This is a genomic window from Halomonas sp. WWR20, assembly GCF_054602495.1.
This window is the reverse complement of record NZ_JBTRHR010000014.1, coordinates 14815-39733: the sequence shown is the minus strand read 5'-3', so window position 1 is coordinate 39733 and position 24919 is coordinate 14815. Positions and strand designations below refer to the sequence as shown.

Here is a 24919-nt window from a genome sequence, read left to right as displayed (position 1 = left end):
ATAGCGACAGGCTGCATCATACCGGAGATGGTCACCCTTTGTGTTCGACAGCCTGACCGTCGCGCTGCGTCTCGCCCGCACCCTGGCGCGCAGGCGGCAGCCATTCAATGCAGGCTTCCAAACCATGCGGCCGACGGTTTTTCAGATGCAGTTGCGCGCGCTGGCGCTGTACCAGCTCCAGTACGATGGAAAGCCCCAGGCCGCTGCCGGTGGTGCGCTGGTCGGCCGCGCGACGAAAGCGCTCGGTGACCTTGTCGATCAGTGCCTCGGGAATGCCGGGGCCGGTATCGCGTACGATCAGTTGCGGTGAGTCACCCGCCTGGCCTAGCTCGATCTCGACATGTGCCCCGTCAGGGGTGTAGCGCAGCGCGTTGTCGAGCAGATTACGCAGCAGGATACCGATCTCGACCGGATCGGCGCAGACCTCGAGGTGCTTCAGCCCGCTCAGTGTCAGATATTGTTGTCGGGCATGCGCCAGTGGCCACAAGTCGGCCATGAGTTCGACGACGACGGGGTAGATGTCGATCACCTGGGGCGGAGTGCTGGCGGAGCGGTCCAGCCGTGCCAGGACCAGCAATTGCTCGACCACACGCTGCAGCCGTTCGACTCCGATATAGGCCTTGTCCAGCGAGCGCTTCTCGCCGGCCCGGGCATTATCCAGATGAATCTTCAGCGCGGCCAATGGCGTCCGCAGTTCATGGGCGGCATCGGCAGTGAAGCGCCGTTCGCGCGCCAGCGTCTGGCCGAGCCGGGTAATGAAATCGTTCAGCGACTGTTGCAGACCCGCGAGCTCTCGGGGAGGCTGGGTCTCGACCAGGCGCAGATCGCGGGCATCGCGTCCCTGCACCTGGTTGGAGAGCGCACCGATCGGCGCCAGGCCACGGCGAATGATACGCGCCATCAGCCATAGCAGCACCGGCAGCATGATCAACATCGGCAGCAGGTTGTTCCACGTCACGCGCTCGACGAGGCTCTTATGAAAAGTATTGCGCAGCCCCATGCTGACCCAGGTGGCACTGGCCGCGTCGAACAGGCTGAACACCCGCCAGTGCTTGCCGTTGTATTTCACCCAGCGGTAGCCCTCTTCCTCGGGAGCGGGAAAAGCACCGGCATCATTCCACTCGGCCCCCAGCAGACGTGGAGAACCGTCACGATTCCAGAAGCCGAGGGTCAGCTTGCGCTCCTCTTCGTGGTAGAGCGTCGCTGGGATCTCGCCGACATCCATGGGCAAGGGCTCGCCATCACGGTACAACCGGGCCGGATGGCCCGGAATGGACAGATGCCGGGCGATGCGTGCATATTCCTCGCGCGACATATCCGGTGTGATCTGTCCGGCGACGATACGGCTATGCTGACTGAGCTGGGTATCGAGAATCTCTTCCAGCTCATGATCGGTAATCAAGTACGCGGCCGTGACTGCCACGCCGGCGGCGGTTACGAATATCAGCGCCAGGGTCTGCACCAGGTAACGGCGAATCGACCTCATGCCGCGCTGCTGTCCAGGCGATAACCGATGCCGCGCACGGTGGCGATCAAGCGTTTATCGAGCTTCTTGCGCAGATGATGCACATGGACCTCCACGGCATTGGATTCGACTTCATCCCCCCAGCCGTACAGCAGGCTTTCGAGTCGCGGTCGCGACAGTACCTTGTCGGGCTGGCGGGCCAGTTCCAGCAGCAGCGCATATTCGCGACGTCCCAGCTTGATCTCCTCGCTCCGCCAAGTCACGAGATGTCGCGCCTCATCGATGCAGAGCGCCCCGAGGGTCAAAAGCTGCGAGGCGCGCCCCTCGGCCCGGCGTATCACCACACGCAGGCGCGCCAGCAACTCCTGCAGGTCGAAAGGTTTGAGAACATAGTCGTCGGCGCCGGCATCCAGCCCGAGGATACGATCCTCCACTGCATCGCGGGCCGTCAGGATCAGGATCGGCAAGGCGAAATGCTGCCGGATACGGCTCAGCACCTGCATGCCGTCCATGTCGGGCAATCCCAGATCGAGCACCAGCACGGAAAACGTCTCGCTGGTGACCGCGCTGATCGCCTCGCGGCCGTGGCGAAACCAGTCGACGGCATACCCCTCGCGTTCCAGGGCGACCTTGATACCGTCGCCCAGCAGCGGGTCGTCCTCTATCAGCAGTACGCGCATGGCCTCCCTCCTCGTCAGCCCGGTGTCGCATCATCGCCTGCCACGCTTAAGCTTTCCTTAAAGCCAACCGGCCGTACAGGTCCATCCAGGGAAGAAGCGCCCCGGTGGGTGGGGTGCAGAGCAGTTTTATGCTTAAGCTCACCTTAAGATCGCCTTAAGCTTACCGGTGCAAGCTGCCGCGAATCACTACCGGGAGTATTCATGAACGTACTCATCACTGGCATGGCGGGATTCATCGGCCATGCCCTGGCGTGCCGACTTGCCGAAGACACGAATTGCCACATCGTGGGTATCGACAGTCTCAACGACTACTATGACGTGACTCTCAAGCAGGCACGCTTGGGCCACTTGTCAGATCTTGATAGCGTGCGCTTCGAGAAGCTGGACCTGGCGGATAGCGAAGGCATGCAGCGCCTGTTTGCCAGGCATCGCTTCGATTGTGTGGTGCACCTGGCGGCCCAGGCCGGTGTGCGGCACTCGATGGAGAGCCCCCTGGCGTATGGCCAGGCCAACATGATCGGCCATCTCAACGTGCTCGAGGGCTGCCGTCGCCACAATGTCGGTCATCTGGTCTACGCCTCCTCGAGCTCTGTATACGGACTGAACGCTTCCGCGCCCTTCTCGGTCCACCACAATGCCGATCATCCCGTCAGTCTCTATGCCGCCAGCAAGAAGGCCAACGAGCTGATGGCGCACGCCTATTCGCATCTCTACGATCTGCCCACCACGGGTCTGCGCTTCTTCACGGTCTACGGCCCCTGGGGGCGTCCCGACATGGCGATCTTCAAGTTTACCCAACGCCTTCTGGAAGGCCGGCCCATCGAGGTCTACAACCGCGGCGACATGTCCCGCGACTTCACCTATATCGATGATGCGATCGAAAGCATCCTGCGAATCATCGGCCTCGCTCCTCGGCGCAACGCCCAGTGGGACCCCAAACAAGGTAGCCCCGCGGAGAGCAGCGCCCCTTATGCGCTCTACAACGTCGGCCATGGCAGTCCGGTCGGTCTGATGGATGTCATCCATGCCATCGAACAGGCGACCGGCTGTCAGGCGCGCTATGAATACCGGCCCATGCAACCGGGCGATGTCCAGCACACCTGGGCGGATACCGGCCCCTTGCTGGCAGCGACGGGTTACCAGCCGCATATCGCCGTAGCGGAGGGCGTGCAGCGCTTCGTGAACTGGTACCGGCAGCACTACCATCATGCCCATTTCTCGTACCCGTCACGGCATTGCTATCTTTAAGCGCTCGGCAAGTCCGGATGCCGCTTGCGGCCGGTTCGCCACTCCGGGCGCCACGCACCCCTTATGTCACCCCGGCCTCGCGGCTTATCGTTAACGGATCAAGGATTATCACGCATGCAGACCCCTTTCGTGTCGGTCATCATTCCCGCCAAGGACGAAGCGGAGAATCTTTCGGGGCTGCTCGACGAGGTGGCCAACGCCTTGAGAGATGTCAGCCATGAGGTTCTGGTCGTCGATGACGGTTCCAGCGATGCGACCTGGACACTGCTGGAGACTCGCGCCGCGCAGGATGCCCGCCTGCGCCCCTTGCGCCATGCGCAGAGCGCGGGCCAGAGCACCTCGGTATGGCAGGCGGCCCACGCCTCCCGCGGCACCTGGCTGGCGACGCTGGACGGAGACGGCCAGAACGACCCTGCCGATATCCCGCGCCTGCTCGAGCGGGCCCGTCAGGGCGATGCCACGCTGATTGCCGGGCACCGCGTGTCGCGTCGCGACGACTGGCTAAAGCGGCTGTCATCGCGTCTCGCCAACCGGGTCCGCGCTGCCCTGCTCAACGACGGCACGCCCGATACCGGCTGTGGCCTCAAGGTCATCTCCCGCGAGGCATTCGTGACGCTGCCCTACTTCAACCACATGCATCGCTTCCTGCCGGCCTTGGTGAAATCCCAGGGCGGTCAATGCATTTCCCTTCCCGTCAATCATCGCTCGCGAAGTGCTGGCCAATCGCATTACGGTGTCAATAACCGTCTCTGGGCGGGCTTGCTGGACATGCTCGGTGTCATGTGGTTGCAGTACCGCTCACGGCTACCCGCGCCAGTCATACAAGTGCCCCCCCAGGCGCAGGAAGCCGTTTTTTCACCGGACGATACGGGCGGCAGCGTACCGCTCGACGGCCCGCGAGGTGACCTATGACCCCGTCGTGGCTGTGGTTGGCTATCGGCTTTCTCGGCCAGGCCCTGTTCTCGGCACGCTTTCTGGTGCAATGGCTGGCCAGCGAGCGAGCCAAGAAGAGCGTCGTGCCCAAGGCTTTCTGGTTTTTCAGCCTGGCCGGCGGAGCCACGCTGCTCATCTATGCCATCTACCGGCGCGACCCGGTATTCATCGTCGGCCAGGGCGCGGGACTGCTGATCTATATCCGCAATCTGGTGCTGATCCGGCGCGAGAATCGCCTCGCCCAGGAAACGCAGAACTGAGCCCCCCTCATTCCGCAAGCCACGAGTCGTCAGATATGCGCCGACCCGCTTTCCTTCGTCATTCCGTCCCCCTGGCCTGGTCCGCCATCTTCCTGTTCGCCCTCATCCTGCTGGGACTGGGCATCGGGTTGCGTGACCCCTGGCCGGCGGACGAGCCGCGCTTTGCCCTCAACGCCTTGGAAATGCTCGATACCGGCCAGTTCTGGTTCCCCCATCGTGGCGGCGAACTCTATCCCGACAAGCCGCCGCTCTTCATGTGGGCAAGCGCGCTGGCGATCGCCCTGACCGGCTCGGTACGTCTGGGATTCCTGCTACCGTCGCTGATCGCCGCCCTCGGCACGCTGGCACTGGTCATGGACCTTGCCCGCCGCCTGTACGATGCGCGTATCGCCAGCTTGGCGGGCCTGGCGCTGCTCGCCACCCTGCAGTTCGTGCTGCAGGCCAAGACCGCGCAGATCGATATGCTGCTGACCTTCTTCACCACGCTGGGGACTTACGGCCTGTTGCGCCATGCACTGCTGGGTCCGGCTCGCGGTTGGTGGTACGCCGGTTGCGCCGCGATGGGACTGGGTATTCTCACCAAGGGGGTCGGTTTCCTGCCGCTGCTGTTATCGCCCGCCTGGGCCTGGTATGCCTGGCGCGGCCAGGCGCAACGCCTGGCCTGGAAGGATCTGGGCCTGGGACTGGCGACGCTGCTCGGCGTCGTCGCCCTATGGGGCGTGCCGATGATTCTCGTCGCCACCTTCAGCGACGATCCTGCGCTTGCCGCCTACCGCGACGACATTCTTTTCAAGCAGACCGGCGAGCGCTACGCCGAGTCCTGGCATCATCTCAAGCCGTGGTACTACTACCTCGTCCAGGTGCTGCCCTGGGCCTGGATGCCGCTGATTCTCGCGCTGCCGTGGGCGGTTCCCGCCTGGTGGCGCAGCGCCCGCCACGATAATGCGCGCATGCTGCTGCCGCTGAGTGGCGTATTGCTGATCGTGGTGTTCTTCTCGTTATCGGGCGGCAAGCGCGGAGTCTATGTGCTGCCGACGCTTCCGCTGCTGGTGCTGGCGCTGGCGCCGCTTCTGCCCGAGTTGTTACGCAAACGCGGCCTCAACTGGCTGGGGGCGGGCGTGTTGGGACTCTGCGGCGGCCTCTTCCTGGTGGCCGGGCTACTCGGCGCGCTGGGGCTGCCGGCCCTGCGAGAGCTCGCCGAGCGTTACGACATCACGCCCTGGGCCTGGTGGATCATGCTGGGTCTGGTGGCGGTGGGCCTTCTGGCCGGGCTACGCCCGCGCCGTGGCATTCTCGCACTGCCGTTATGGTTTACGGTGTTCTGGGTCAGTTGGTCGACTTGGGGCTATTTCCTGCAGGATCATGCCCGCTCGCCGCGTGACATGATGCAGCAGGTCGCGGCCATCACCGGACCAGGCGCCTGGCTGGCGCTTCCCGAGTTTGGCGAGGAGTTCCTGCTGCAGTCGCAACAGCCCAGCGTGCATTTTGGCGAACAGACGCCGCTCGACGCTCAGATCGCACGTGCGTATGCCTGGCTGCAACAGGCACCGAATACCCGCTGGATGCTGCTTGAGCGGGACATTGGCGAAGAGATCACCTGTCTCGATACGACGCAGGTCCAGGCAATAGGTCACCAGAACAGCGACTATTGGTGGCTGGTCCCGGGTCACGCCGTAACCGCCTGCCAGGGCGATCCGAACGCCGCACCGCTCTTCGTGGCGCCCACTACGGTCGACGACACCCAGGGGTTACACGGGCAATAAGAAAGCGTTAAGCCACGTTCGCCACAATACCTCTCACGACCGTCCTGAGAGGTATTTTTATGTGTGAGGTATTACCGCGGCGACCCGCCAACCCGCGGGCGGTGAGTCAATGGACCGGGCGCTGGCAAGTCACTGGCCTAGTGGGCGGCCTGACCCTCGCCGTCGGGCTGGTATTGACCGCATCGCCGAGTATTGTCGAGTTACTTGCGCTCTACGCGCTTTTAACCGGCACTATGGCCCGGTTACTCGAACAGGGCAGAAAGCGCGGACGAAGGCATTGTCGGCAAAGCGCAGGAGATGCGCTCGAGAGCATCATCGACGCTGACTTTATTAGCGGACTTTATGCACTTGCCAGTGCCTGTATCGGCACGCTAGTGATGCTTGGCTTGCTGGCATGAGCGCTGGCAGGACGCAAACATCAGAGTATCTCTAGACAGGCGCCGTCACGGTTTTGCCCGTGGAGTGCGTTATGGGATATGCGTACGCGCTTTATTCGATTGCGGAGCCCAGCGGTTGCCGAGCTCCAATACTGTTGTGCCACCCTCAGGCCATGGCGGCACACTCTTCGGCGCAGCGATGGCACGCCTTGGCGCATTCCTGGCAATGGTCCATGTCATGCTTGGCGCACTCGTCGCCACACTTCTGACAAATGTCTGCACAGATCTTGCAGATGTCGCGAGCATATTCGCTGCCCTGCGCCATGAAGGAGGCGGCCAGCCGACAGATCTGAGCACATTGCATATCCAGACGAATACACTCGGCCATCATTTTGACGTTGTCTTCCTGTAGGCAGGAGGCTGCACAATAATCACAATAATTGGCGCAGCTATTACAGGCCTCAATGCAAGACTTGAACTTTTCGAAATCCATCTCATCACTCCTTAAGTCTGTTGCGTCGCGTAAACTAGCTGACGCGGTCTGCGCGAAGTGCACTTATCTGGAACGCATTTAATGTCTAGACGAGAACAAGCACCCAGGCAAGCCAACACACATATCGTTACTTTTTCGCCGTTAACTCATTGATAATACTGCCCATAACTTTGTTGACCCTGCATGACGGAGGCAGGTCCCGCCGGCTTGTAACGCTACGATTTTCGCCCGGCACAACTGACGATAACCCACCGGCAATTTCGGACACATGTTTATAAAACCGCCCATCGCCGCTTCAGATTTATCAGCCGTCAGAGCCAATTGTGGCTCTTCAAGTTGAGATTACAGAAGTCACTATCCTGACGAATAATAGAGAATCAAAGCAGGTGCTCGATCGGTAGCAGACGCAAGACCCAAGCCTTGAAATGACGCCAGGTGCCGCCCGGTTCCTCGGTCAGAACGCTCGGGTGGCCGTCCACCTGGGTCTGCCATGTCAGGCGGCCATTCGCTGTCAAGTGAACGGCGTAGCTGTGCTCGGGGCTCATGCCCCGCTCCGCCAATGTCCAGAGCTGGCGGGCCAGCGCCGGACTGTCGATCAGCAGTCCCACCTCGCTGTTCCACCATACCGAGCGCGGATCGGTGTTCAGCGAGCCGATGAATACCCGCCGCTCATCGAATGCCATGGCCTTCATGTGCAGACTGGATGTGGTATCCGAGTCGTCCGCATCCGAGCCACCCGGATGACCGCGCAGCTCGAAGAGGTGTGCCCCGTTGGTCAACAGCGCCGGACGCCACGGCGCATAGGCGCCATGCAGCGAGGCCAGGTCCGTGGCTTCCAGCGCATTGGTGAGCACCGTCAGCTCGACGCCGCGCGCCGCCAGGCCCGCCTGGTAATGGATGCCGGCCCGAGTCGGCACGACATACGGCGAGATGATCAGCAAACGGTGCTGCAGGTCGGCGAAGGCCTCGTCCAGTTGCCCGAGCAGAGTCAATCCCAGCGCGGGATAATCCGGTTGCGCGAGTTTCTCCGGCAGATCCCACACGGCGATGGCCGGCGCCCAAGTCAATGATGTACGCAGGACCTGGCCCGAAACACCGGCAAGTTGCTGTACCGCGCCTGGCGTGACGAGAGCATCGCCTTGCCCGGCCGCTGCGTCAGACGCGGTGAGCCATTCGCGCCAAGCGCCCGCCGGAGCTTGTGCAAAACGCCGTAGCGGTACGGCAAGCCGGTGGTTCCAGTAGGCATCGAAGCTTCCGGAAAGCGCCGCCACCACCGGCCCGACGGCCATGACGTCGAGATCGTCGAAATTGGTCTCCTTGGCGACATCGAAGTACTCATCGCCGAGGTTGCGCCCCCCGGTGATGGCAACCGCGTTGTCCGCCAGCCACAGCTTATTATGCATGCGTCGGTGACGGTGCTCGAAGTCGCTGACCAGCGCCAGATGATAGGTGAGCCAACACTCGCGCCCCACCGGTACCGGATTGAAGACCCGCACCTCGAGATTGGGGTGACTGTCGAGTGCCGCCAGCCAGGCTTGTTTGCCAAGACTCGCGGTGTCGTCGAGCAGCAGGCGCACGCGTACGCCACGCTGCGCGGCGCGCAATAGGCGCTGCAACAAGGCGCGACTGGTGCGATCCTCCTCAAGGATATAGGTCTGCACATCGAGGGTTTGCTGGGCGTGAGCCGCCAGGGATGCACGCAGGTCATAGGCCTCGCGGCCGTCGGCCAGTAGACGCAGACCGCTGTCTCCCGCATGTGCCGCATCGTCCTGATGCGCCCAGGCGCCCAGGTAGGTCGCCTGGATAGCGTCCTGATCCAGCGCGGTGGAAGATATGCGAACCACTTCCGGCACGGCACAACCACCCAACAGCAGCATGCCGACCATCATCAGCAGGATTGGCTTGCCGGTTATCACATCGCTACCTTATGCCGGATTGACGTTGCATTATGTCAAACAACGCTACGTTACGGCACCGACACGGCGATAACCTCTCTCGTGACATGCACGACATGAGAACGCCGCCCGTGAGGCGGCGTTCTCATGTCGCAACAGGTTCGGCTCAGTAGCGATAACTGTCCGGCTTGAAGGGGCCTTCCAGCGATACGCCGGTATAATCGGCCTGCTCTTCGGTCATGCGCGTGACGACTCCGCCGAACCCCTCGACCATGTAGCGCGCCACCTCCTCATCGAGTGACTTGGGTAGCACCTTGACGGTGACGTTGGCACTTCTCTCGGCAGTCGGCAGCTCGGCGAACCGGCCTTGATAGAGATACAGCTGTGCCAGGACCTGATTGGCAAACGAGCCATCCATGACCCGCGAAGGATGGCCGGTGGCGTTACCCAGATTCACCAGGCGGCCTTCGGAAAGCAGGATCAAGTAGTCGCCGCTGTCCGGATCAAACTCGCCGGGATCGCTGTCACGGTAGATCTTGTGCACCTGGGGTTTGACCTCCTCCCAGTGCCACTGGCGACGCATGTAGGCGGTATCGATCTCGCTGTCGAAATGGCCGATGTTGCACACCACCGCCCCCTTCTTGAGCGCCTTAAGCATCGGCGCATCGCAGGCATGGACGTTACCGGTGCAGGTCACCACTAGATCGATCCGGCCGAGCAGGGCCTGATCGATACTCTCGACGCCCCGGTTAATCCCGTTCACGTAGGGCGAGACCACTTCATACCCGTCCATGCAGGCCTGCATGGCGCAGATCGGGTCGATCTCGCTGATCTTGACGATCATGCCCTCCTGGCGCAGCGACGCCGCCGACCCCTTGCCGACATCGCCATAGCCGATCACCAGCGCCTGCTTGCCGGCCAGCAAATGGTCGAGGCCACGCTTGATGGCATCGTTCAAGCTATGCCGACAACCGTACTTATTGTCGTTCTTCGACTTGGTCACGGCATCATTGACGTTGATCGCCGGCACCTTGAGCGTACCGTCGCGCAGCATTTCCTGCAGACGGTGCACGCCGGTGGTGGTCTCCTCGGAGATACCATGGATAGCCTCGAGCAGTTCGGGGCGCCGCTCATGCAGCAGTGCGGTCAAGTCGCCGCCGTCGTCGAGCACCATGTTGGGCGCCCAGCCGTCGGGGCCGGCCACCGTCTGCTCGATGCACCACCAGAACTCCTCTTCATTCTCGCCCTTCCAGGCGAACACCGGCACACCGGCAGCAGCGATCGCCGCCGCGGCGTGGTCCTGGGTCGAGAAGATGTTGCACGACGACCAGCGTACCGAGGCGCCGAGCGCGATCAACGTCTCGATCAACACGGCGGTCTGGATGGTCATATGTATACAGCCGGCGATACGCGCGCCGGCCAGCGGCTGTTGATCGCGATACTTGGCGCGGATCTTCATCAGCGCCGGCATTTCGGTTTCGGCAATACGAATCTCGCGCCGGCCCCAGTCAGCCAGCGCGATATCGGCCACCTTGAAATCGTCGACGAGCACTGCGGATACGGCAGGTTGAGTCATGCGGCACCTCGTGATCAAGAGGAAAGCAGCCGCCAGCGTGACGGCATGTTTTCACTATAGGCAGAGCGCCGCCAACCTGCCGCTCACGCGTCCGTCGTGGCGTGCCCCTTCTCCCCGGCGGCCTTGTCCGGCGATTCGCCAAGCAGCCAGGTGACGACCCGGCCGATGGACAATCCCTGGACCAGAATCGAGAACAGCACGATCAGATAGGTTACGGTCAGCAGCACGTCGCGCGTCTCGCCTTCCGGCAAGGCCAGCGCCAACGCCACCGAAATGCCGCCACGCAGCCCGCCCCAGGTCAGGATACGTGCCGAGCCGCGTCGAAAACCCAGGTGATTGCGCATCATCATCACCGGCACGCCGATAGTGACAAAACGTACCGTCAGGATGGCCACGATCAGCCCGGCACAGACCCATAGGTGCCCCATTTCGAAGGGAATCAGCAGCACCTCGAGCCCGATCAACACGAACAGCAGCGTATTGAGGATTTCGTCGATCAGCTCCCAGAAAGCGTCGAGGTGTTCGCGGGTCGTATCCGACATCGCACTCTGGCGGGCCTTGTTGCCCACCAGCAACCCTGCCACCACCATCGCGATGGGCCCCGAGACGTGCAGTTGCAACGCCAGCGCGTAGCCACCCAGCACCACGGCCAGCGATAACAGCACCTCGATACGGTACTCGTCGATGCTGCGCATCATGAGGTACGCCAGGCAGCCTACCGCCAGCCCCAGCAGCACCCCGCCGCCCGCCTCGACCAGGAACAGCTCACCGGCATGCGCGACGGTCAGCGCCTCCGCCCCTGTGGCCGCGCCGAGCAGAAGTGTGAAGACCACCACCGCCACCCCGTCATTGAACAGCGACTCGCCGACGATGCGCAGCTCGAGGTCCACCGGCGCGTTGGCCTTGCGCAGGATGCCCAGCACCGCGATGGGATCGGTGGGCGCGATCAAGGCGCCGAAGACCAAGCAATACATCCATGGCACCGAGAAGCCGAACATCTCGAGTAAGAAATAGGCCACCGCACCGATGGCCAGGGTCGAGATCACCACCCCGAACGTGGCCAGAAAGCCGATCGACCAGCGATAGCGGCGCAAGCGGTCCAGGTCGATGTGCAAGGCACCGGCGAACAGCAGCAGCGAGAGCATGCCCTCCATCAGCAGCTCGTTGAAGTCGATGCGCGAGAGCATGGCCTCGGCATAGTCCTCGACGGCCGTAAAGCCTAGCGAAGCCAAACCGTGCAATCCCCATGACAGCGCCAGGGCAAGCGCCATGACGCCGATGGTGGTGGGCAGGCGGATGAATTGATGATTGAACCAGGCAAGAATCGCTGTCAGCGAAACGATGATGGCAATGAGTTCCAGCATGAGCCTTCCTTTGCAGCAGTCGGGTGAACGGCCAGGGCGCGAGGCCTCCGGTTTATCCCTGTTGAATCGTCATGTCGCCGGGCTTGATCCAGCCGCGTCTGCGCATGCCTTCCGACAGCGCCAGGCTTAGCAGAGCCGGGCCGGCAATCTGTAGCAGCAGTACGCCCAGCAACGCCTGAAAGGTAAACCCCATGGTCTGGAAGGTCATGATCGGCCCGACCAGGCCGCTGGTGCCCATGCCCGCCCCCGCCGGGTTGTTCTCCATGACCAGTAGCGTGGTGGCCAGTGGACCCAACAGCGCACCGGCCAGCGTGGGCGGCAGCAGGATCAGTGGCTTCTTGACGATATTGGCGATCTGCAGCATTGAGGTTCCCAACCCCAACGCCAGCAGACCGGACACGCCGTTCTCACGATAGCTACTGGCAGCGAATCCCACCATTTGCGCTGCGCAGCCCACCGTGGCCGCACCGGCCGCCACGCCCTTGAGCTCGAGCATGATGGCAATGGCCGCGCTCGAAATCGGCGCGGTCAACGCCAGGCCCATGACCACGGCCACCACCACCCCCATGATGATGGGCTGTTGGGCGGTGGCCCACATGATGGTTTCCCCGAGCCCCACCAGGAGCGACTGGATCAGCGGCCCGAACCCGGCGGCGATGACATAGCCGACGGCGATGGTCACAAGCGGCGTGGCCAGGATATCCACCGGGGTCTCCTTGGACACCAGCTTGCCGATCTCGGCACTCGCCAGCGCAGCCACGAAGGCGCCCGCCGGGCCGCCCAGCGTGGCGCCGGCCGCCCCCGAGACCAATGCCGAAAACAGCACCAAAGGCGGTGCCTGCAGGGCATACGCCACCGCCACGCCGATCGCCGGCCCCATCAGCGTGATCGCCAGTTGGCCCATTTCGGCCAGGAAATCGATGCCCAGTTGGGTGCCCAGCGTCTTGAGAATCAGGCCGATGATCAACGAGGCGAACAACCCCAGCGCCATGTGACTCAGGCACGTAATGAAATACAGCCTCAGCGAAGGCGTGACGTTCTTGCGGGCAAGAAAAGCATGCATGGCAACCCACCTGAAGTGATACAAAAGAGCTCCCAGTGTAGCGAGCAAATCGCCTCCCTTCAGCCGCTGCCGTTAACACCGGTAAACAAACGACCGTATAAGCGGTTGGTCTAGACGCTAGACGCTTCAGGATACGTTATCGTCAGACGTTCGGCGGACGAAGGGGCTTTTGCATGACCCGATCACCACGCTATACGCTCTACGGTACAGAGTTTTCCCTGTATACCGGCAAGGCACGGGCCTATCTGCGCTACAAGGGCATTCCCTACCGGGAGAAGCTTTCCACCCTGGGGGTTTACAAGCGCATCATTGTGCCCAAGACCGGGGTGCGCTTCATTCCGGTGCTCGAAACGCCCCAAGGCGAGGTCATTCAGGATACCACCGTCATCATCGATTGCCTGGAAGCACGCTTTACCCAGCGCGCCATCTATCCCACCACACCCCGCCAACGCCTGGTCGCGCTGCTGCTCGAACTCTACGCCGACGAGTGGCTGGTGATTCCCGCCATGCATTATCGCTGGAGCTTTCCCGAGCAGAACGAGCGTTTCATCATGGCCGAGTTCGGCAAGGTGGCCGCCCCTTGGGCACCGGCATTCATCCGCCGTCGACTGGCGCGCTCGCGAGCCGGGCATTTCTCGGGAATGCTGCCGACGCTGGGGATCTCGCCGGCCACGGCTCCGGCGATCGAGCAGTGGTACATCACCCTGCTGGGGATCCTCGACACTCACTTCAGTCGCCACCGCTACGTACTCGGCGACCGCGCCAGCATGGCCGATTTCGGTCTGATCGCCCCGCTCTACGCCCATCTCTACCGCGACCCCGCCCCCGGCGCCATCATGCGCCGTGACGCGCCGCATGTGGCGCAGTGGGTCGAGCGCATGTTCGAGCCCGAGCCGGCCATCGGCGACTGGCTCGCCGATGATGCGATTCCCGATACGCTGCTGTCGTTGCTGCGTCTGCAATTCGAGGAGCAATTTCCGGTGCTGCGCGACACCGTCGAGGCCGTGGCCCGCTGGGTCGAGACGCATCCCGGCGAGCGCCTGCCGCGGCGTATCGGCCAGCACCGCTTTCGCATCGGCGAGGCGGAAGGCGAACGCTCGCTGATGCCGTTCCCGCAATGGATGCTGCAGCGCCCGCTGGACTATTACCGCAGCCTGACCGGCCCCGAGCGCGACTCGGTCGATGCCCTGCTGGCGCGCTGCGCCGGCCTGAAGGCGATGCAACTCGAGATTCCCTGCCGGCTCGAGCGCCGCCACAACCGCCTGGTGCCGGTCGCCTGACACACATTTCAATGCGGACGGGTATCTCGCGACGCGGTGCCGCATCGACGAGCTCCCGCCGCCTGCCATCCCTCCGTCAATCACAAGGAGCCTTACCGATGTCCAGTCAGACTAATACCCAGGTACGCCTGGCCCAGCGCCCGGTCGGGGAACCGCAAAGCCGCGACTTCGAAATCGATACATCGCCCTGCCCGCAACCGGGCGATGGGCAGGTCTTGGTCGAGACCCACTACCTGTCGCTGGACCCGGCGATGCGCGGCTGGATGAACGAAGGCAAGTCCTACGTGCCACCGGTGGGGCTCGGCGAGGTGATGCGCGCCCTGGGCGTGGGGCAGGTGATCGAATCCCGCCATCCCGATTTCCAGGCCGGCGACTATGTCTCGGGCACCCTCGGCGTGCAGCAGTACGCTGCGGTGGCCGGCAAGGAACTGCACAAGATCGACCCCAATCTCGCCCCGCTGCCCACCTATCTCAACGTGTTGGGCATGACCGGGATGACCGCCTATTTCGGCATTCTCGAAGTCGGCGCGCTCAAGGAGGGCGAAACCGTACTGGTGTCGGGCGCCGCCGGCGCGGTGGGCTCCACCGTGGGCCAGATCGCCAAGATCAAGGGCTGTCGAGTGGTGGGCATCGCCGGGGGGGAGGAGAAAAAGGCCTATCTGATCAACGAGCTGGGCTTCGATGAGGTCATCGACTACAAGTCCGAGGATCTACGTCAGGGTCTCAAGCGTGCCTGTCCCGAGGGCGTCGACGTGTACTTCGACAATGTCGGTGGCGATATCCTCAACGAAGCCCTGACACGCCTGCGCATGCACGCCCGGGTGGTGATCTGCGGGGCCATTTCCCAGTACAACAATACCGAGGCGGTGAAGGGCCCGAGCAACTACATGTCGTTGCTGGTCAACCGTGCACGCATGCAGGGCATGGTGGTATTCGACTACGCCAAGCAGTACGGCCAGGCTGCCCAGGAGATGGCCGGCTGGATGCAGGCCGGCAAGCTCAAGCACCGCGAGCACGTCGTCGAGGGCATCGAGCGGTTTCCCGAGCATCTGATGATGCTGTTTCGCGGGGAAAACGTCGGCAAGCTGGTTCTCAAGGTCAAATAAGCAAGGCGGCATGCCACTCGGGCATGCCGCCTCTTTCTTGTCGCACTGCGTGGAGCGCTGCATAGCGCGGAAGGTTGCACCGTGCAGAAGCGCGAGCCGGGCTTACTGCAGCGGTGGCAGCAGGCGTGCCTCGGTCACCGCCTGCACGTCTTCCAGGCTATTGCCGTTATACAATTCGCGCACCCGCAAGCCCTGCGGCGTGACGTCGAGGCAGGCCAGGTCGGTGTAGATGCGATTGACGATGCCCTGCCCGGTCAGCGGATAGCGGCATGCCTCGAGAATCTTCGGCGCTCCCTCGTTGGTGGTGTGCTTCATCAGCACGTAGACCTGCTTGGCGCCCACCGCCAGATCCATCGCCCCGCCCACCGCCGGCGGCAGCGTATCGCTATCCGTCGCCCAGTTGGCGAGATCGCCGCTGGCCGACACCTGAAACGCCCCGAGCACGGCGATGTCGAGATGCCCGCCGCGCATCATGGCGAACGACTGCGACACGTCGAAGTAGGAGCCGCCGGGCAGGATCGTCACCAGCTGCTTGCCGGCGTTGATCAGGTTGGGGTTTTCCTGGCCTTCGGCGGGCGCCGGTCCGACACCCAGAATGCCGTTCTCGCTATGGTAGATGACGGTGCGGCCCTCGGGGACGTAGTTGGCCACGGCAGTGGGCAGACCGATGCCCAAGTTGACGTAGGCACCGTCGGGGATATCCTGCGCCACGCGCTGGGCCATTTCCTTGGAGCTCAGCTTGTTCATTCGCCCTCTCCTCCACTGCTGACGCGATCGACGAAGATGCCCGGCGTGACCACCTGCTCGGGCTCGAGTTCTCCCACTTCGACAATCGAAGAGACTTCGGCGATGGTGACCCCCGCCGCCATGGCCATGATGGGATTGAAGTTACGCCCCGCCGTGTCGTAGACGAGGTTGCCCCACGCATCGGCGCGCTCGGCCTTGATCAGCGCGAAGTCCGCCGTCAGCGGCATCTCCAGCACGTAACCCTTGCCGTCGATGATGCGCGTCTCCTTGCCCTCCGCCAGCTTGGTGCCGTAAGCGGTGGGCGTGAAGAAGCCGCCAAGCCCGGCGCCGGCGGTACGGATACGCTCGGCCAGCGTGCCCTGCGGTACCAGCTCCAGTTCGAGTTCGCCTTTCTCATACAGCCGCTCGAACCAGATGGAACCGGCGGAGCGCGGAAAGGAACAAACCACCTTGCGCACCAGGCCATCACGCAGCAAAGCGGCGATGCCCTCCTCGGCAACCCCGGAGTTGTTGGAAATGATGCACAGGTTACGCGCCCCGTGCTGGCGCAGCGCCTCAATCAGCCGAAAGGGCGTACCGGAATTGCCGAAGCCGCCGATCATGACGGTAGCCCCGTCCGGAATGTCGGCGACAGCCTCGGCAAAGGTGTCTAGGGTTTTATCGATCATGGGATGTGTTCCATCACACTGGGGTTCGTGAACGTCGCTAATCAAACCGCCTACTGTGCCTGAAGCGCCGGTGCAAGACGATACGACCAATAGCGAGCTAATCAGAATTGGGAACAAGCCCGGCGTCGGCCGGGCCCGATATCTCAACTGCGCCGACGCCACGCGCCGGCGCTCGCATGCACTCAGGCCGTGGCGGGCTTGTCCTGCTGCTTGGCGAGCAGGAACAGGACCCCGGTGATGATGGCACCGATCACGTCACTGAGCAGGCCAGGATAGATCAGCGCCAGAGCCCCCACCAGTCCCAGCAAGCGCCAGAAGGGATTGAGCGGCCGGCGCAGATAGCCCTCGACCGCCACCGCCAACAGCAGCACACCGACGACCCCGGTCACGACTACCCATAGCGTGTTCATCAGCGTGGCGTCAATCATCAGCATGCTATGGGCGAACACGAACATGTAGGGCACCACGAAACCGGCAATCGCCAGTTTCATCGCCTGGAAACCGGTGGCATTGGGCGAGCCGCCGCTGATACCGGCACCGGCGTAGGCCGCCAGCGCCACCGGCGGTGTGAGGTTGGCGAACAGCCCGAAGTAGAACACGAACATGTGCGCGACGAAGATTGCCGTCTCGTTGCTCCCGGCCAGTTCGCGAAACAGGGGCAGATTGAGCAGGATCGGCGCCGCCATGGTGCTGGTGATGATGTAGGTCGGGATGCTCGGCAGGCCCATGCCCAGCACGATCGACGCGATCATGGTCAGAAACAGCGTGACCAGCAACTGAATCATGGGTATCGGAATCTGCTGGCCCAGCGTCACCACGGCATCGGCCGCTTCCAACGCGACGCCGGTCAGCGTGGCAATGCCCACGATGATGCCCACCGCGCCACAGGCGATCGCTACCGGGATGGCGTTGCGCACGCCATCGCCCATTGCGTCACGACAATCTCCGATATTCATCTTCTCGGCCACCAGGCCAAGTCGGGCGCGGAGTGCATTGATCGCCACCGGCACCGCGATGATCACGAACAGCGACCCGCGACTCACCGGCATGCCGGGCAGCGCACGGCCATCGAACAGCGCCCGCAGTTGCGGTTCGAAGATCAGCAGCGCCAGGATCACGCTGAGCCCGACGGTGACGCGGCGCGTGCCGCAGATCAGCACGGTCGCGGCGATTGACCAGAATGCCGCGAAGAACGGCGCCCGCCCTTCGAACAGCAGCCACATCAGCACCACCATCGGCACCAGCAGATGACCGCGCTTGAGCATCACCTCCTTGAGCGGCGTCAGCTGCGACCGGGGAATCCCCTCGAGTCCGTTGCGCATCGCACGCAGATGCACCTGGAACAGCACGCCCAGATAGAACAGCAGCGCCGGGATGATGCCCGCGAGGACTACCTGCGTATAGGGCACCGACAGCACTTCGGCCATGATGAATGCCGCCGCCCCCATGATCGGCGGCAGGATCTGCCCGCCGACGCTCGCCGCGGCTTCCACCGCGCCGGCGAAATTAGGCTTGTAGCCGGTCCTCTTCATCAGCGGAATGGTGAAGGCGCCGGTGGTCACCACGTTGGCAATCGCCGAGCCGTTGATGGAACCCAGAAAGCCGCTGGCGATGACCGCCACCTTGGCCGGACCGCCGCGCGTATGGCCGGCGATGGCCAGTGCCAGGTCGTTGAACAACTGTCCGAGCCCCGACTTGCCGAGGAAGGCACCGAACAGGATGAACAGAATGATGTAGCTGGCCGACACGCCGATCGCCGTGCCCAGCAATCCCTCGGTGATGAACACCAGGTGCGACATGATCTGCCGGCAGGTGGCCAGGATGATCGTCTCGTTGAGCTGCGGATAGAACGACAGCTTGGCGTAGAAACCGTAAACCAGAAACAGTGTGGCCAGGATCGTCAGTCCCCAGCCCGTCACCCGACGCGTGGCATCGAGCACCAGCAGGATGGCCAGGAAGCCGACCACCAGATCGATATCGTTGATGCGCCCGGCGGAAGCGATGACCCGCTCGGAGACCACCAGCATGTAGATGCCGACACCGAACGCCAACAGCGCCAGGAGAGCATCACCCCATGGCACGCGATCGCGCGCGCCCTTGCGGGTCAGCGGATAGAGGATGTACGCCAGCCCCAGCAGGGTATAGAGATGAATGCTGCGCTGTGCCACGTCGACCAGCGGGCCGGAAAAGGACGTGTAGAGATGAAACAGGGCGAGCAGCACCGACACCGCTGTCACGAACTTGACCACGGCAGCCGGCAGGGCATCGCGCACCAGACTCTCGCGATCGTACTTTTCCAGGGATTCCTTGATCGCCTTGCCTTCGGCGTCGCTCAAGGGCGCCATTTCTTTGTCAGACATGATGGACCTTATCCTCGCCAAGCGAGACCTACGACAGCCAGGGCCGCACCAGCGCCGGGAAAGCTCGCCAGAGGGGTGCCCTGAGGATAGTAAACGTGAGAATCGGTGGTGGATCGGTCTGCGAGAGCACGACCGTATGTCCAGCATAAATCATTCGATAATGCTCTGCGGCCGCCGCCTGTACCGCAAGCGGGTCCACGACACGATCGATGCCTGTCATTACCACCCAGCCATTATCGAGATGCGTCTCGCGCCCGGCCGCCGCAGGAACACCGGCGCCGAAGGTCTTGAAGCGCGTCCCGGTGATCTCGATGGCGCCGGCATCGGTCACCTCGAACCACTCCTCCCAATCCTCCTTCTCGACGGAGTGCATCCAGCGCAGGGTGAAATGCGTTCCCTCCCCGCCCGGAAAGGCGAAACGCCACTGCCCGCCGTCGCGAATCACCAGCCAGGGGAAGGGATACGCAACGATGGCGACCGCCAGGATCGCCATCGTCAGGGTGATCAACCACCTTCTCTGCGTCATGCCGCGCCGGTCGCCTTACGGCATCACCGTCAGCTTACTGGGCATTGTCGCTACTGGCCGCTTCGTCACTTTCGGCTGGCTGTGCGGCGCCATCGTCGGACAGCGAGTCGTAGAAGGACTCGGCGCCGGAGTGTAGCGGCACGACCAGATTCTGGTCCATGGTGCTGGGGTCGAACTGGTTGAGCGCACCCACGGAAACGTTGCCGGAGTCCAGATACGCGTGGAAGCGCTGGGTCAGTTCCTCGGCGACATCGTCACGCATCGATGCCGGCACGATCAGCATGTTGCGAATCGCCACGGTATCCACGGCATCCCCCAGATCATAGCGCTCAGGAGCGCCTGCGGGGATGGTATAGTTCTCGTAGTAGGGATAGTTTTCGAGCAGCGTATTGGCCACTTCGCCGGTCACCGGCACGAAGGTGATATCGGTGCTCTGCATCAACCCGGTGATGCTGGAGTTGGGGACGCCGGAGGTGAAGAAGGCGGCGTCCAGGTTGCCATTGCTCATCCCGGTGACGCTATCGGCGTAGCCGGTATGGCTCACCTGGGCCAGATCGTCATAGCTCAGCCCCGCGGATTCCAGTACCTTGGCGGCGCTCTGTTCGACACCGGAACCGACCTTGCCGACCCCGACACGCTTGCCGGCCATATCCTCGATGCTGTGGATGCCGCTGTCGGCCGTAGCCACGACTTGCACCACGTTAGGGTACAGCCCCGCCAGCGCCCGAATATCGGCCTCGCGCCCCTCGAACTGGTTCTGGCCGTTGACGGCGTCGTAGGCCACGTCGCTCATGACGATGGCGATCTGGTTGAGACCATCGGTGATGTTGTTGATGTTCTGCACGGAGGCGCCGGTGGAAACCACCTGCACATTCTCGATCAGGTCGCTCTTCTCGAAGACACTCTTCAGTGCGCCACCGATGGGATAGTAGCTACCGCCGGTGCCTCCCGTGCCGAAGATCAGATTGACCGACTCGGCGCTGGCAGTCTGCGCCTCGCCGCCTGACGCGGCGTTCTCATTCGCCGGCGCCTGCTGCTGGGTCGAGCCTTCGTTCTGCGTCTGGGAGATCGAGCTTTCGCCCTGCGCCGCCTCGTTGGAAGCCGTGTCCTCACTGTCGTCGCCACAGCCCGCCAGCAGTGCGCCAGAAAGGCCGAGAGCCGCCATGAGCGTCAGAGTACGATTCGCCATGTATTCCATCCTTTGTTATCCATCGGTTCCAGGGTCGTAAATCAACATAGCTTACGAAATCTAACTCCGGAGATACCACGCTAGCGCGCGGCGTTGCAACTATCGTCACGTCACGCCGCGCCCTCTCGTGTTCACCGGTCATTGCGGCGCGGTTAATCACCGCCGTTGAAAACGTCTCCCCTACACACGACGAAGCCCCGAATACGGGGCTTCGTCAGCGGTCAACGCTGCGTGACGGATCAGAGATTCGCCGCCTGACGCAGCGCCTCTGCGCGGTCGATCTTCTCCCACGGAAAGGCGGTGAAGGTTTCGCTGCGCTCTTCGCCGTTGACATCTTTCCACGTGTAGGTGTGCTCGAACGGATTGCGTCCGAAGTGGCCATAGGCGGCTGTCAACTGATACATCGGGTGCAGCAGGTCGAGCATCCTGGTGATGGCGAAGGGGCGCAGATCGAAATGCTCGCGCACCAGCTCGATGATCTTGTCATCGCCGATGCGGCCGGTGCCGAAGGTATTGACCGACACCGAAGTCGGCTCGGCGACGCCGATGGCGTAGGAGACCTGGATCTCGCAGCGGTCGGCGAGGCCGGCGGCCACGATGTTCTTGGCCACGTAGCGCCCGGCATAGGCGGCGCTGCGGTCGACCTTGGACGGGTCCTTGCCCGAGAAAGCCCCGCCACCGTGACGCGCCATGCCGCCATAGGTGTCGACGATGATCTTGCGCCCGGTCAGGCCGCAATCACCCACCGGACCGCCGATGACGAACTTGCCGGTGGGGTTGATGTGGAATCGGGTCGTGTCGGTCAGCCACTCGGCCGGCAGCACCTGCTCGATAATCTCGCGCTTGACCATCTTGCGCAGGTCATCCTGGTCGATTTCCGGATCGTGCTGGGTCGACAGTACCACCGCCTCCACCGCCACCGGCTTGCCGTCATCGCCGTAGCGGAACGTCACCTGGCTCTTGGCGTCGGGCCGCAGCCACGGCAGCAGGCCATTCTTGCGTAGCTCGGCCTGACGCTCGACCAGACGATGCGAGTAGTGGATCGGCGCCGGCATGTACGACTCGGTTTCGTTGGTCGCATAGCCGAACATCAGGCCCTGATCGCCGGCGCCCTGGTCTTCCGGCTTGCTGCGATCGACGCCTTGGGCGATGTCCACGCTCTGCTTGCCGATCAGGTTGAGCACGCCGCAGGTTTCACCATCGAAGCCCACGTCCGAGGAGTTATAGCCGATATTCAGGATGACCTTGCGCACCAGCTCCTCGAGGTCGATCCACGCATTGGTGGTGACTTCACCGGCAACGATCGCCACGCCCGTCTTGACCAGCGTTTCGCAGGCCACGCGGGCCTGCTTGTCGCGTGCGATGATCGCATCGAGCACCGCATCAGAAATCTGGTCGGCAATCTTGTCCGGGTGCCCTTCGGATACGGACTCGGAAGTAAACAGGGAATATTCGCTCATTGGCGTCCTCGGCCCTCTCTTATGCTTTTTCACGACCGTAAGCGTAATGGGCAGTCGCGATAAAAGGGGGAAACAGCGCCGCATGCCGGATGACAGGCAATGAGCGACGCACGACAGGCCCGGCGCTGCGATGCCGGCGCGGGTTCATGAGTCTACACGCTGGCCTTCAGGCTGCCTAGCGATGCCAGGCCCATGATACGCGGCGTGCACGCATGTCGATTTGCCGCAAATGCCCTTCTCGGCGACAATAAGCGCCCGAATCCCGAGCGCCTTGCATCCTGGCACGGCGCGACCCCCAGCCAGGCTGTGCCGCAGGGAACTGCGACGTCCCCCGGCACCTTATCTATTTGCCTCAGGCAAGGAGCGACACAATGCCGTCCCGTTTCGATTTGGCGAATGCGATCCGCGCGCTGTCCATGGATGCCGTGCAAAAGGCCAAGTCCGGCCACCCCGGCGCCCCCATGGGCATGGCCGACATCGCTGAAGTGCTGTGGAACGATTACCTCAAGCACAACCCGGCCAACCCCGAGTGGGCCGATCGTGATCGCTTCGTGCTCTCCAACGGCCACGGTTCAATGCTGCAGTACTCGCTGCTGCACCTGACCGGCTATGCGCTGAGCCTGGAAGACCTGCAGAGCTTCCGCCAACTGCACTCCAAGACCCCGGGACACCCCGAGCTCGGCTACACGCCGGGCGTCGAGACCACTACCGGGCCGTTAGGCCAAGGGCTGGCCAACGCAGTGGGCATGGCCCTTGCCGAGCGCGCCCTAGCCGCGCAGTTTAACCGTCCAGGTCATGAGATCATCGATCACAACACCTACGTGTTCGTCGGTGACGGTTGTTTGATGGAAGGCATCTCGCATGAAGTGTGCTCGCTGGCCGGCACTCAGGGCCTGGGCAAGCTGACCGCCTTCTACGATGCCAACGGCATCTCCATCGACGGCGAGATCCATGGCTGGTTCACCGACGACACCGCCAAGCGCTTCGAGGCGTACGGCTGGCACGTGGTCTCCGTCGTCGACGGCCACAACCCCGACGAGATCAAGGCCGCTATCGAGCTGGCCCGTCAGAACGACGATCGTCCCAGCCTGATCATCTGCAAGACCATCATCGGCTTCGGCGCGCCCAACAAGCAGGGCAAGGAAGAGGCGCACGGCGCACCGCTGGGCGACGACGAGATTCAGGCCGCGCGCGAGCAGTTGGGTTGGCATCACGCGCCCTTCCACATTCCCGAGGATATCTACCGGGGCTGGGACGCCACCGCCCGCGGCAAGCAGCACGAAGACCACTGGAACGCCCGCTTCGAGCGCTATCAGCAGGCGCATCCGGAGCTCGCCAAGGAGCTCAAGCGGCGTCTTTCCGCCGAGCTGCCGGTCGACCTCAAGAGCGAGAAACTGATCGAGGACGCCCAGGCGCGCGGTGACAGTATCGCCACCCGCAAGGCCTCGCTGATGTGTCTGAACGCACTCGGCCCGCAGCTGCCGGAGCTGCTCGGCGGCAGTGCCGATCTGGCCCCGTCCAACCTGACCTTCTGGCAGGGCGCCCGCCCCATCACCCAGACCTCGCCCGACGGTAACTACATGCATTACGGCGTGCGCGAGTTCGGCATGGGCTCGATCATGAACGGCATCAGCGCACATGGGGGATTCATCCCCTACGGCGCGACCTTCCTGACCTTCATGGAGTACATGCACAACGCCGTACGCATGACCGCGCTGATGAGCCGCCAGGCCATCTACGTGTTCACCCACGATTCCATCGGTCTCGGTGAGGATGGCCCCACGCACCAGCCCATCGAGCAGATGGGGGCACTGCGCTCGACGCCCAACCTGTCGACCTGGCGTCCTGCGGACGCGGTGGAGACCGCCGTGGCCTGGCATGCCGCCCTCAAGCGCCGCGGCGCGCCGACGGCGCTGGTACTGTCGCGCCAGAACCTGCCGCACCAGCAGCGTGACAAGCACCAGCTGGCCGATATCCAGCGCGGGGGGTACGTGCTCAAGGATAGCGACACGCCTGCCGAGGTGATCCTGATCGCCACCGGCTCCGAAGTCTCCTTGGCGATGGACGCCGCCGCCGCCCTGGAAGCCAAGGGCAAGACGGTACGCGTGGTATCGATGCCCTCCACCGATACCTTCGACGCCCAATCCGCGGAATATCGCGAGTCGGTGCTGCCGGCCGCGAACCCCCATCGCGTGGCCATCGAAGCCAGCCACTACGCCTACTGGTACAAGTACGTAGGCCTGAACGGGCGTATCGTCGCCATGAACAGCTTCGGTGAGTCGGCCCCTGCCGCGGATCTGTTCAAGTACTACGGTTTCACCGTCGACAACGTGGTCGAGCAGGCCGAGCAGATGCTGGCGCAAGACTCCGCCTAATCTCTCGACAGCGACTTTAGAAACGACAAAGGGCACGGCTTGCGCCGTGCCCTTTGCATTATCGAGTCTCTTTCACTGCTCATTCGCCACT

At 63.0% G+C, this 24919-nt stretch carries 21 protein-coding genes; 8 read left to right on the top strand and 13 right to left on the bottom strand.

The genetic code is table 11. The features are described from left to right. Positions 1 to 31: 31 nt before the first annotated feature. Both ACW4DH_RS18155 and ACW4DH_RS18150 read right to left on the bottom strand, forming a co-directional pair. Positions 32 to 1486, bottom strand: a complete 1455-nt coding sequence (locus ACW4DH_RS18155) for an ATP-binding protein (RefSeq protein ID WP_459637811.1) — start codon at positions 1484 to 1486, stop codon at positions 32 to 34. Then, a complete protein-coding gene (locus ACW4DH_RS18150) occupies positions 1483 to 2145 on the bottom strand; it encodes a response regulator (RefSeq protein ID WP_459637810.1) in 663 nt (220 codons plus the stop codon). Before ACW4DH_RS18150 ends, ACW4DH_RS18155 begins: the two co-directional genes overlap by 4 nt. Before the next feature lie 201 nt (positions 2146 to 2346). Here ACW4DH_RS18150 and ACW4DH_RS18145 point away from each other — a divergent pair, with 201 nt between their 5' ends. The 5 genes from ACW4DH_RS18145 (at position 2347) to ACW4DH_RS18125 (ending at position 6747) form a co-directional block, all read left to right on the top strand. After that, positions 2347 to 3393 carry an NAD-dependent epimerase/dehydratase family protein gene (locus ACW4DH_RS18145; protein WP_459637809.1) on the top strand — a complete coding sequence of 349 codons (1047 nt, stop codon included), beginning with the start codon at positions 2347 to 2349 and terminating at the stop codon, positions 3391 to 3393. Positions 3394 to 3507: 114 nt separating this feature from the next. Further along, entirely contained in the window at positions 3508 to 4305 is a 798-nt protein-coding gene (locus tag ACW4DH_RS18140; RefSeq protein ID WP_459637808.1) for a glycosyltransferase family 2 protein, read from the top strand. After that, a complete protein-coding gene (locus tag ACW4DH_RS18135) occupies positions 4302 to 4586 on the top strand; it encodes a lipid-A-disaccharide synthase N-terminal domain-containing protein (RefSeq protein WP_459637807.1) in 285 nt (94 codons plus the stop codon). Before ACW4DH_RS18140 ends, ACW4DH_RS18135 begins: the two co-directional genes overlap by 4 nt. A gap of 35 nt (positions 4587 to 4621) precedes the next feature. Then, entirely contained in the window at positions 4622 to 6349 is a 1728-nt protein-coding gene (locus tag ACW4DH_RS18130; RefSeq protein WP_459637806.1) for an ArnT family glycosyltransferase, read from the top strand. Between the two features lie 59 nt (positions 6350 to 6408). Then, a complete protein-coding gene (locus ACW4DH_RS18125) occupies positions 6409 to 6747 on the top strand; it encodes a hypothetical protein (RefSeq protein ID WP_459637805.1) in 339 nt (112 codons plus the stop codon). A gap of 145 nt (positions 6748 to 6892) precedes the next feature. Here ACW4DH_RS18125 and ACW4DH_RS18120 read toward each other — a convergent pair whose 3' ends face one another. From ACW4DH_RS18120 to ACW4DH_RS18100, 5 genes are all read right to left on the bottom strand, one after another. Further along, positions 6893 to 7219 carry a four-helix bundle copper-binding protein gene (locus tag ACW4DH_RS18120; RefSeq protein WP_459637804.1) on the bottom strand — a complete coding sequence of 109 codons (327 nt, stop codon included), beginning with the start codon at positions 7217 to 7219 and terminating at the stop codon, positions 6893 to 6895. A gap of 377 nt (positions 7220 to 7596) precedes the next feature. Next, positions 7597 to 9135: a phospholipase D family protein gene (locus ACW4DH_RS18115; protein ID WP_459637803.1), complete on the bottom strand. Its 1539-nt coding sequence runs from the start codon at positions 9133 to 9135 to the stop codon at positions 7597 to 7599. A 145-nt stretch (positions 9136 to 9280) separates the two neighbouring features. After that, positions 9281 to 10690, bottom strand: a complete 1410-nt coding sequence (ahcY, locus tag ACW4DH_RS18110; RefSeq protein ID WP_459637802.1) for an adenosylhomocysteinase — start codon at positions 10688 to 10690, stop codon at positions 9281 to 9283. 83 nt (positions 10691 to 10773) lie between these two features. After that, positions 10774 to 12054 (bottom strand): cation:proton antiporter, encoded by a 1281-nt coding sequence (locus tag ACW4DH_RS18105; RefSeq protein WP_459637801.1) that lies wholly within the window; start codon positions 12052 to 12054, stop codon positions 10774 to 10776. A 52-nt stretch (positions 12055 to 12106) separates the two neighbouring features. Then, positions 12107 to 13117, bottom strand: coding sequence for a PTS transporter subunit IIC (locus tag ACW4DH_RS18100; protein WP_459637800.1), 1011 nt, complete (start codon positions 13115 to 13117; stop codon positions 12107 to 12109). A 173-nt stretch (positions 13118 to 13290) separates the two neighbouring features. Between ACW4DH_RS18100 and ACW4DH_RS18095 the strand changes: the two genes are divergently transcribed. Further along, entirely contained in the window at positions 13291 to 14397 is a 1107-nt protein-coding gene (locus ACW4DH_RS18095; RefSeq protein WP_459637799.1) for a glutathione S-transferase family protein, read from the top strand. A 98-nt stretch (positions 14398 to 14495) separates the two neighbouring features. Then, on the top strand, positions 14496 to 15503 hold the full coding sequence (locus ACW4DH_RS18090) for an NADP-dependent oxidoreductase (RefSeq protein WP_459637798.1): 1008 nt from the start codon (positions 14496 to 14498) through the stop codon (positions 15501 to 15503). A gap of 102 nt (positions 15504 to 15605) precedes the next feature. Here ACW4DH_RS18090 and ACW4DH_RS18085 read toward each other — a convergent pair whose 3' ends face one another. The 6 genes from ACW4DH_RS18085 to metK all read right to left on the bottom strand — a co-directional run bounded on the left by ACW4DH_RS18085 (position 15606) and on the right by metK (position 22453). Further along, on the bottom strand, positions 15606 to 16250 hold the full coding sequence (locus tag ACW4DH_RS18085; protein WP_459637797.1) for a 3-oxoacid CoA-transferase subunit B: 645 nt from the start codon (positions 16248 to 16250) through the stop codon (positions 15606 to 15608). Continuing rightward, positions 16247 to 16918, bottom strand: a complete 672-nt coding sequence (locus ACW4DH_RS18080) for a 3-oxoacid CoA-transferase subunit A (RefSeq protein ID WP_459637796.1) — start codon at positions 16916 to 16918, stop codon at positions 16247 to 16249. Before ACW4DH_RS18080 ends, ACW4DH_RS18085 begins: the two co-directional genes overlap by 4 nt. A 182-nt stretch (positions 16919 to 17100) precedes the next feature. Continuing rightward, a complete protein-coding gene (locus ACW4DH_RS18075) occupies positions 17101 to 19278 on the bottom strand; it encodes a TRAP transporter permease (RefSeq protein ID WP_459637795.1) in 2178 nt (725 codons plus the stop codon). A gap of 28 nt (positions 19279 to 19306) precedes the next feature. After that, positions 19307 to 19804, bottom strand: a complete 498-nt coding sequence (locus ACW4DH_RS18070) for a DUF1850 domain-containing protein (protein WP_459637794.1) — start codon at positions 19802 to 19804, stop codon at positions 19307 to 19309. Positions 19805 to 19838: 34 nt separating this feature from the next. Continuing rightward, positions 19839 to 20993 (bottom strand): TAXI family TRAP transporter solute-binding subunit, encoded by a 1155-nt coding sequence (locus ACW4DH_RS18065; RefSeq protein ID WP_459637793.1) that lies wholly within the window; start codon positions 20991 to 20993, stop codon positions 19839 to 19841. Between the two features lie 239 nt (positions 20994 to 21232). Next, positions 21233 to 22453, bottom strand: a complete 1221-nt coding sequence (metK, locus tag ACW4DH_RS18060) for a methionine adenosyltransferase (RefSeq protein WP_459637792.1) — start codon at positions 22451 to 22453, stop codon at positions 21233 to 21235. 371 nt (positions 22454 to 22824) lie between these two features. Between metK and tkt the strand changes: the two genes are divergently transcribed. Then, positions 22825 to 24828, top strand: a complete 2004-nt coding sequence (gene tkt, locus ACW4DH_RS18055) for a transketolase (RefSeq protein WP_459637791.1) — start codon at positions 22825 to 22827, stop codon at positions 24826 to 24828. Positions 24829 to 24919: the final 91 nt, after the last annotated feature.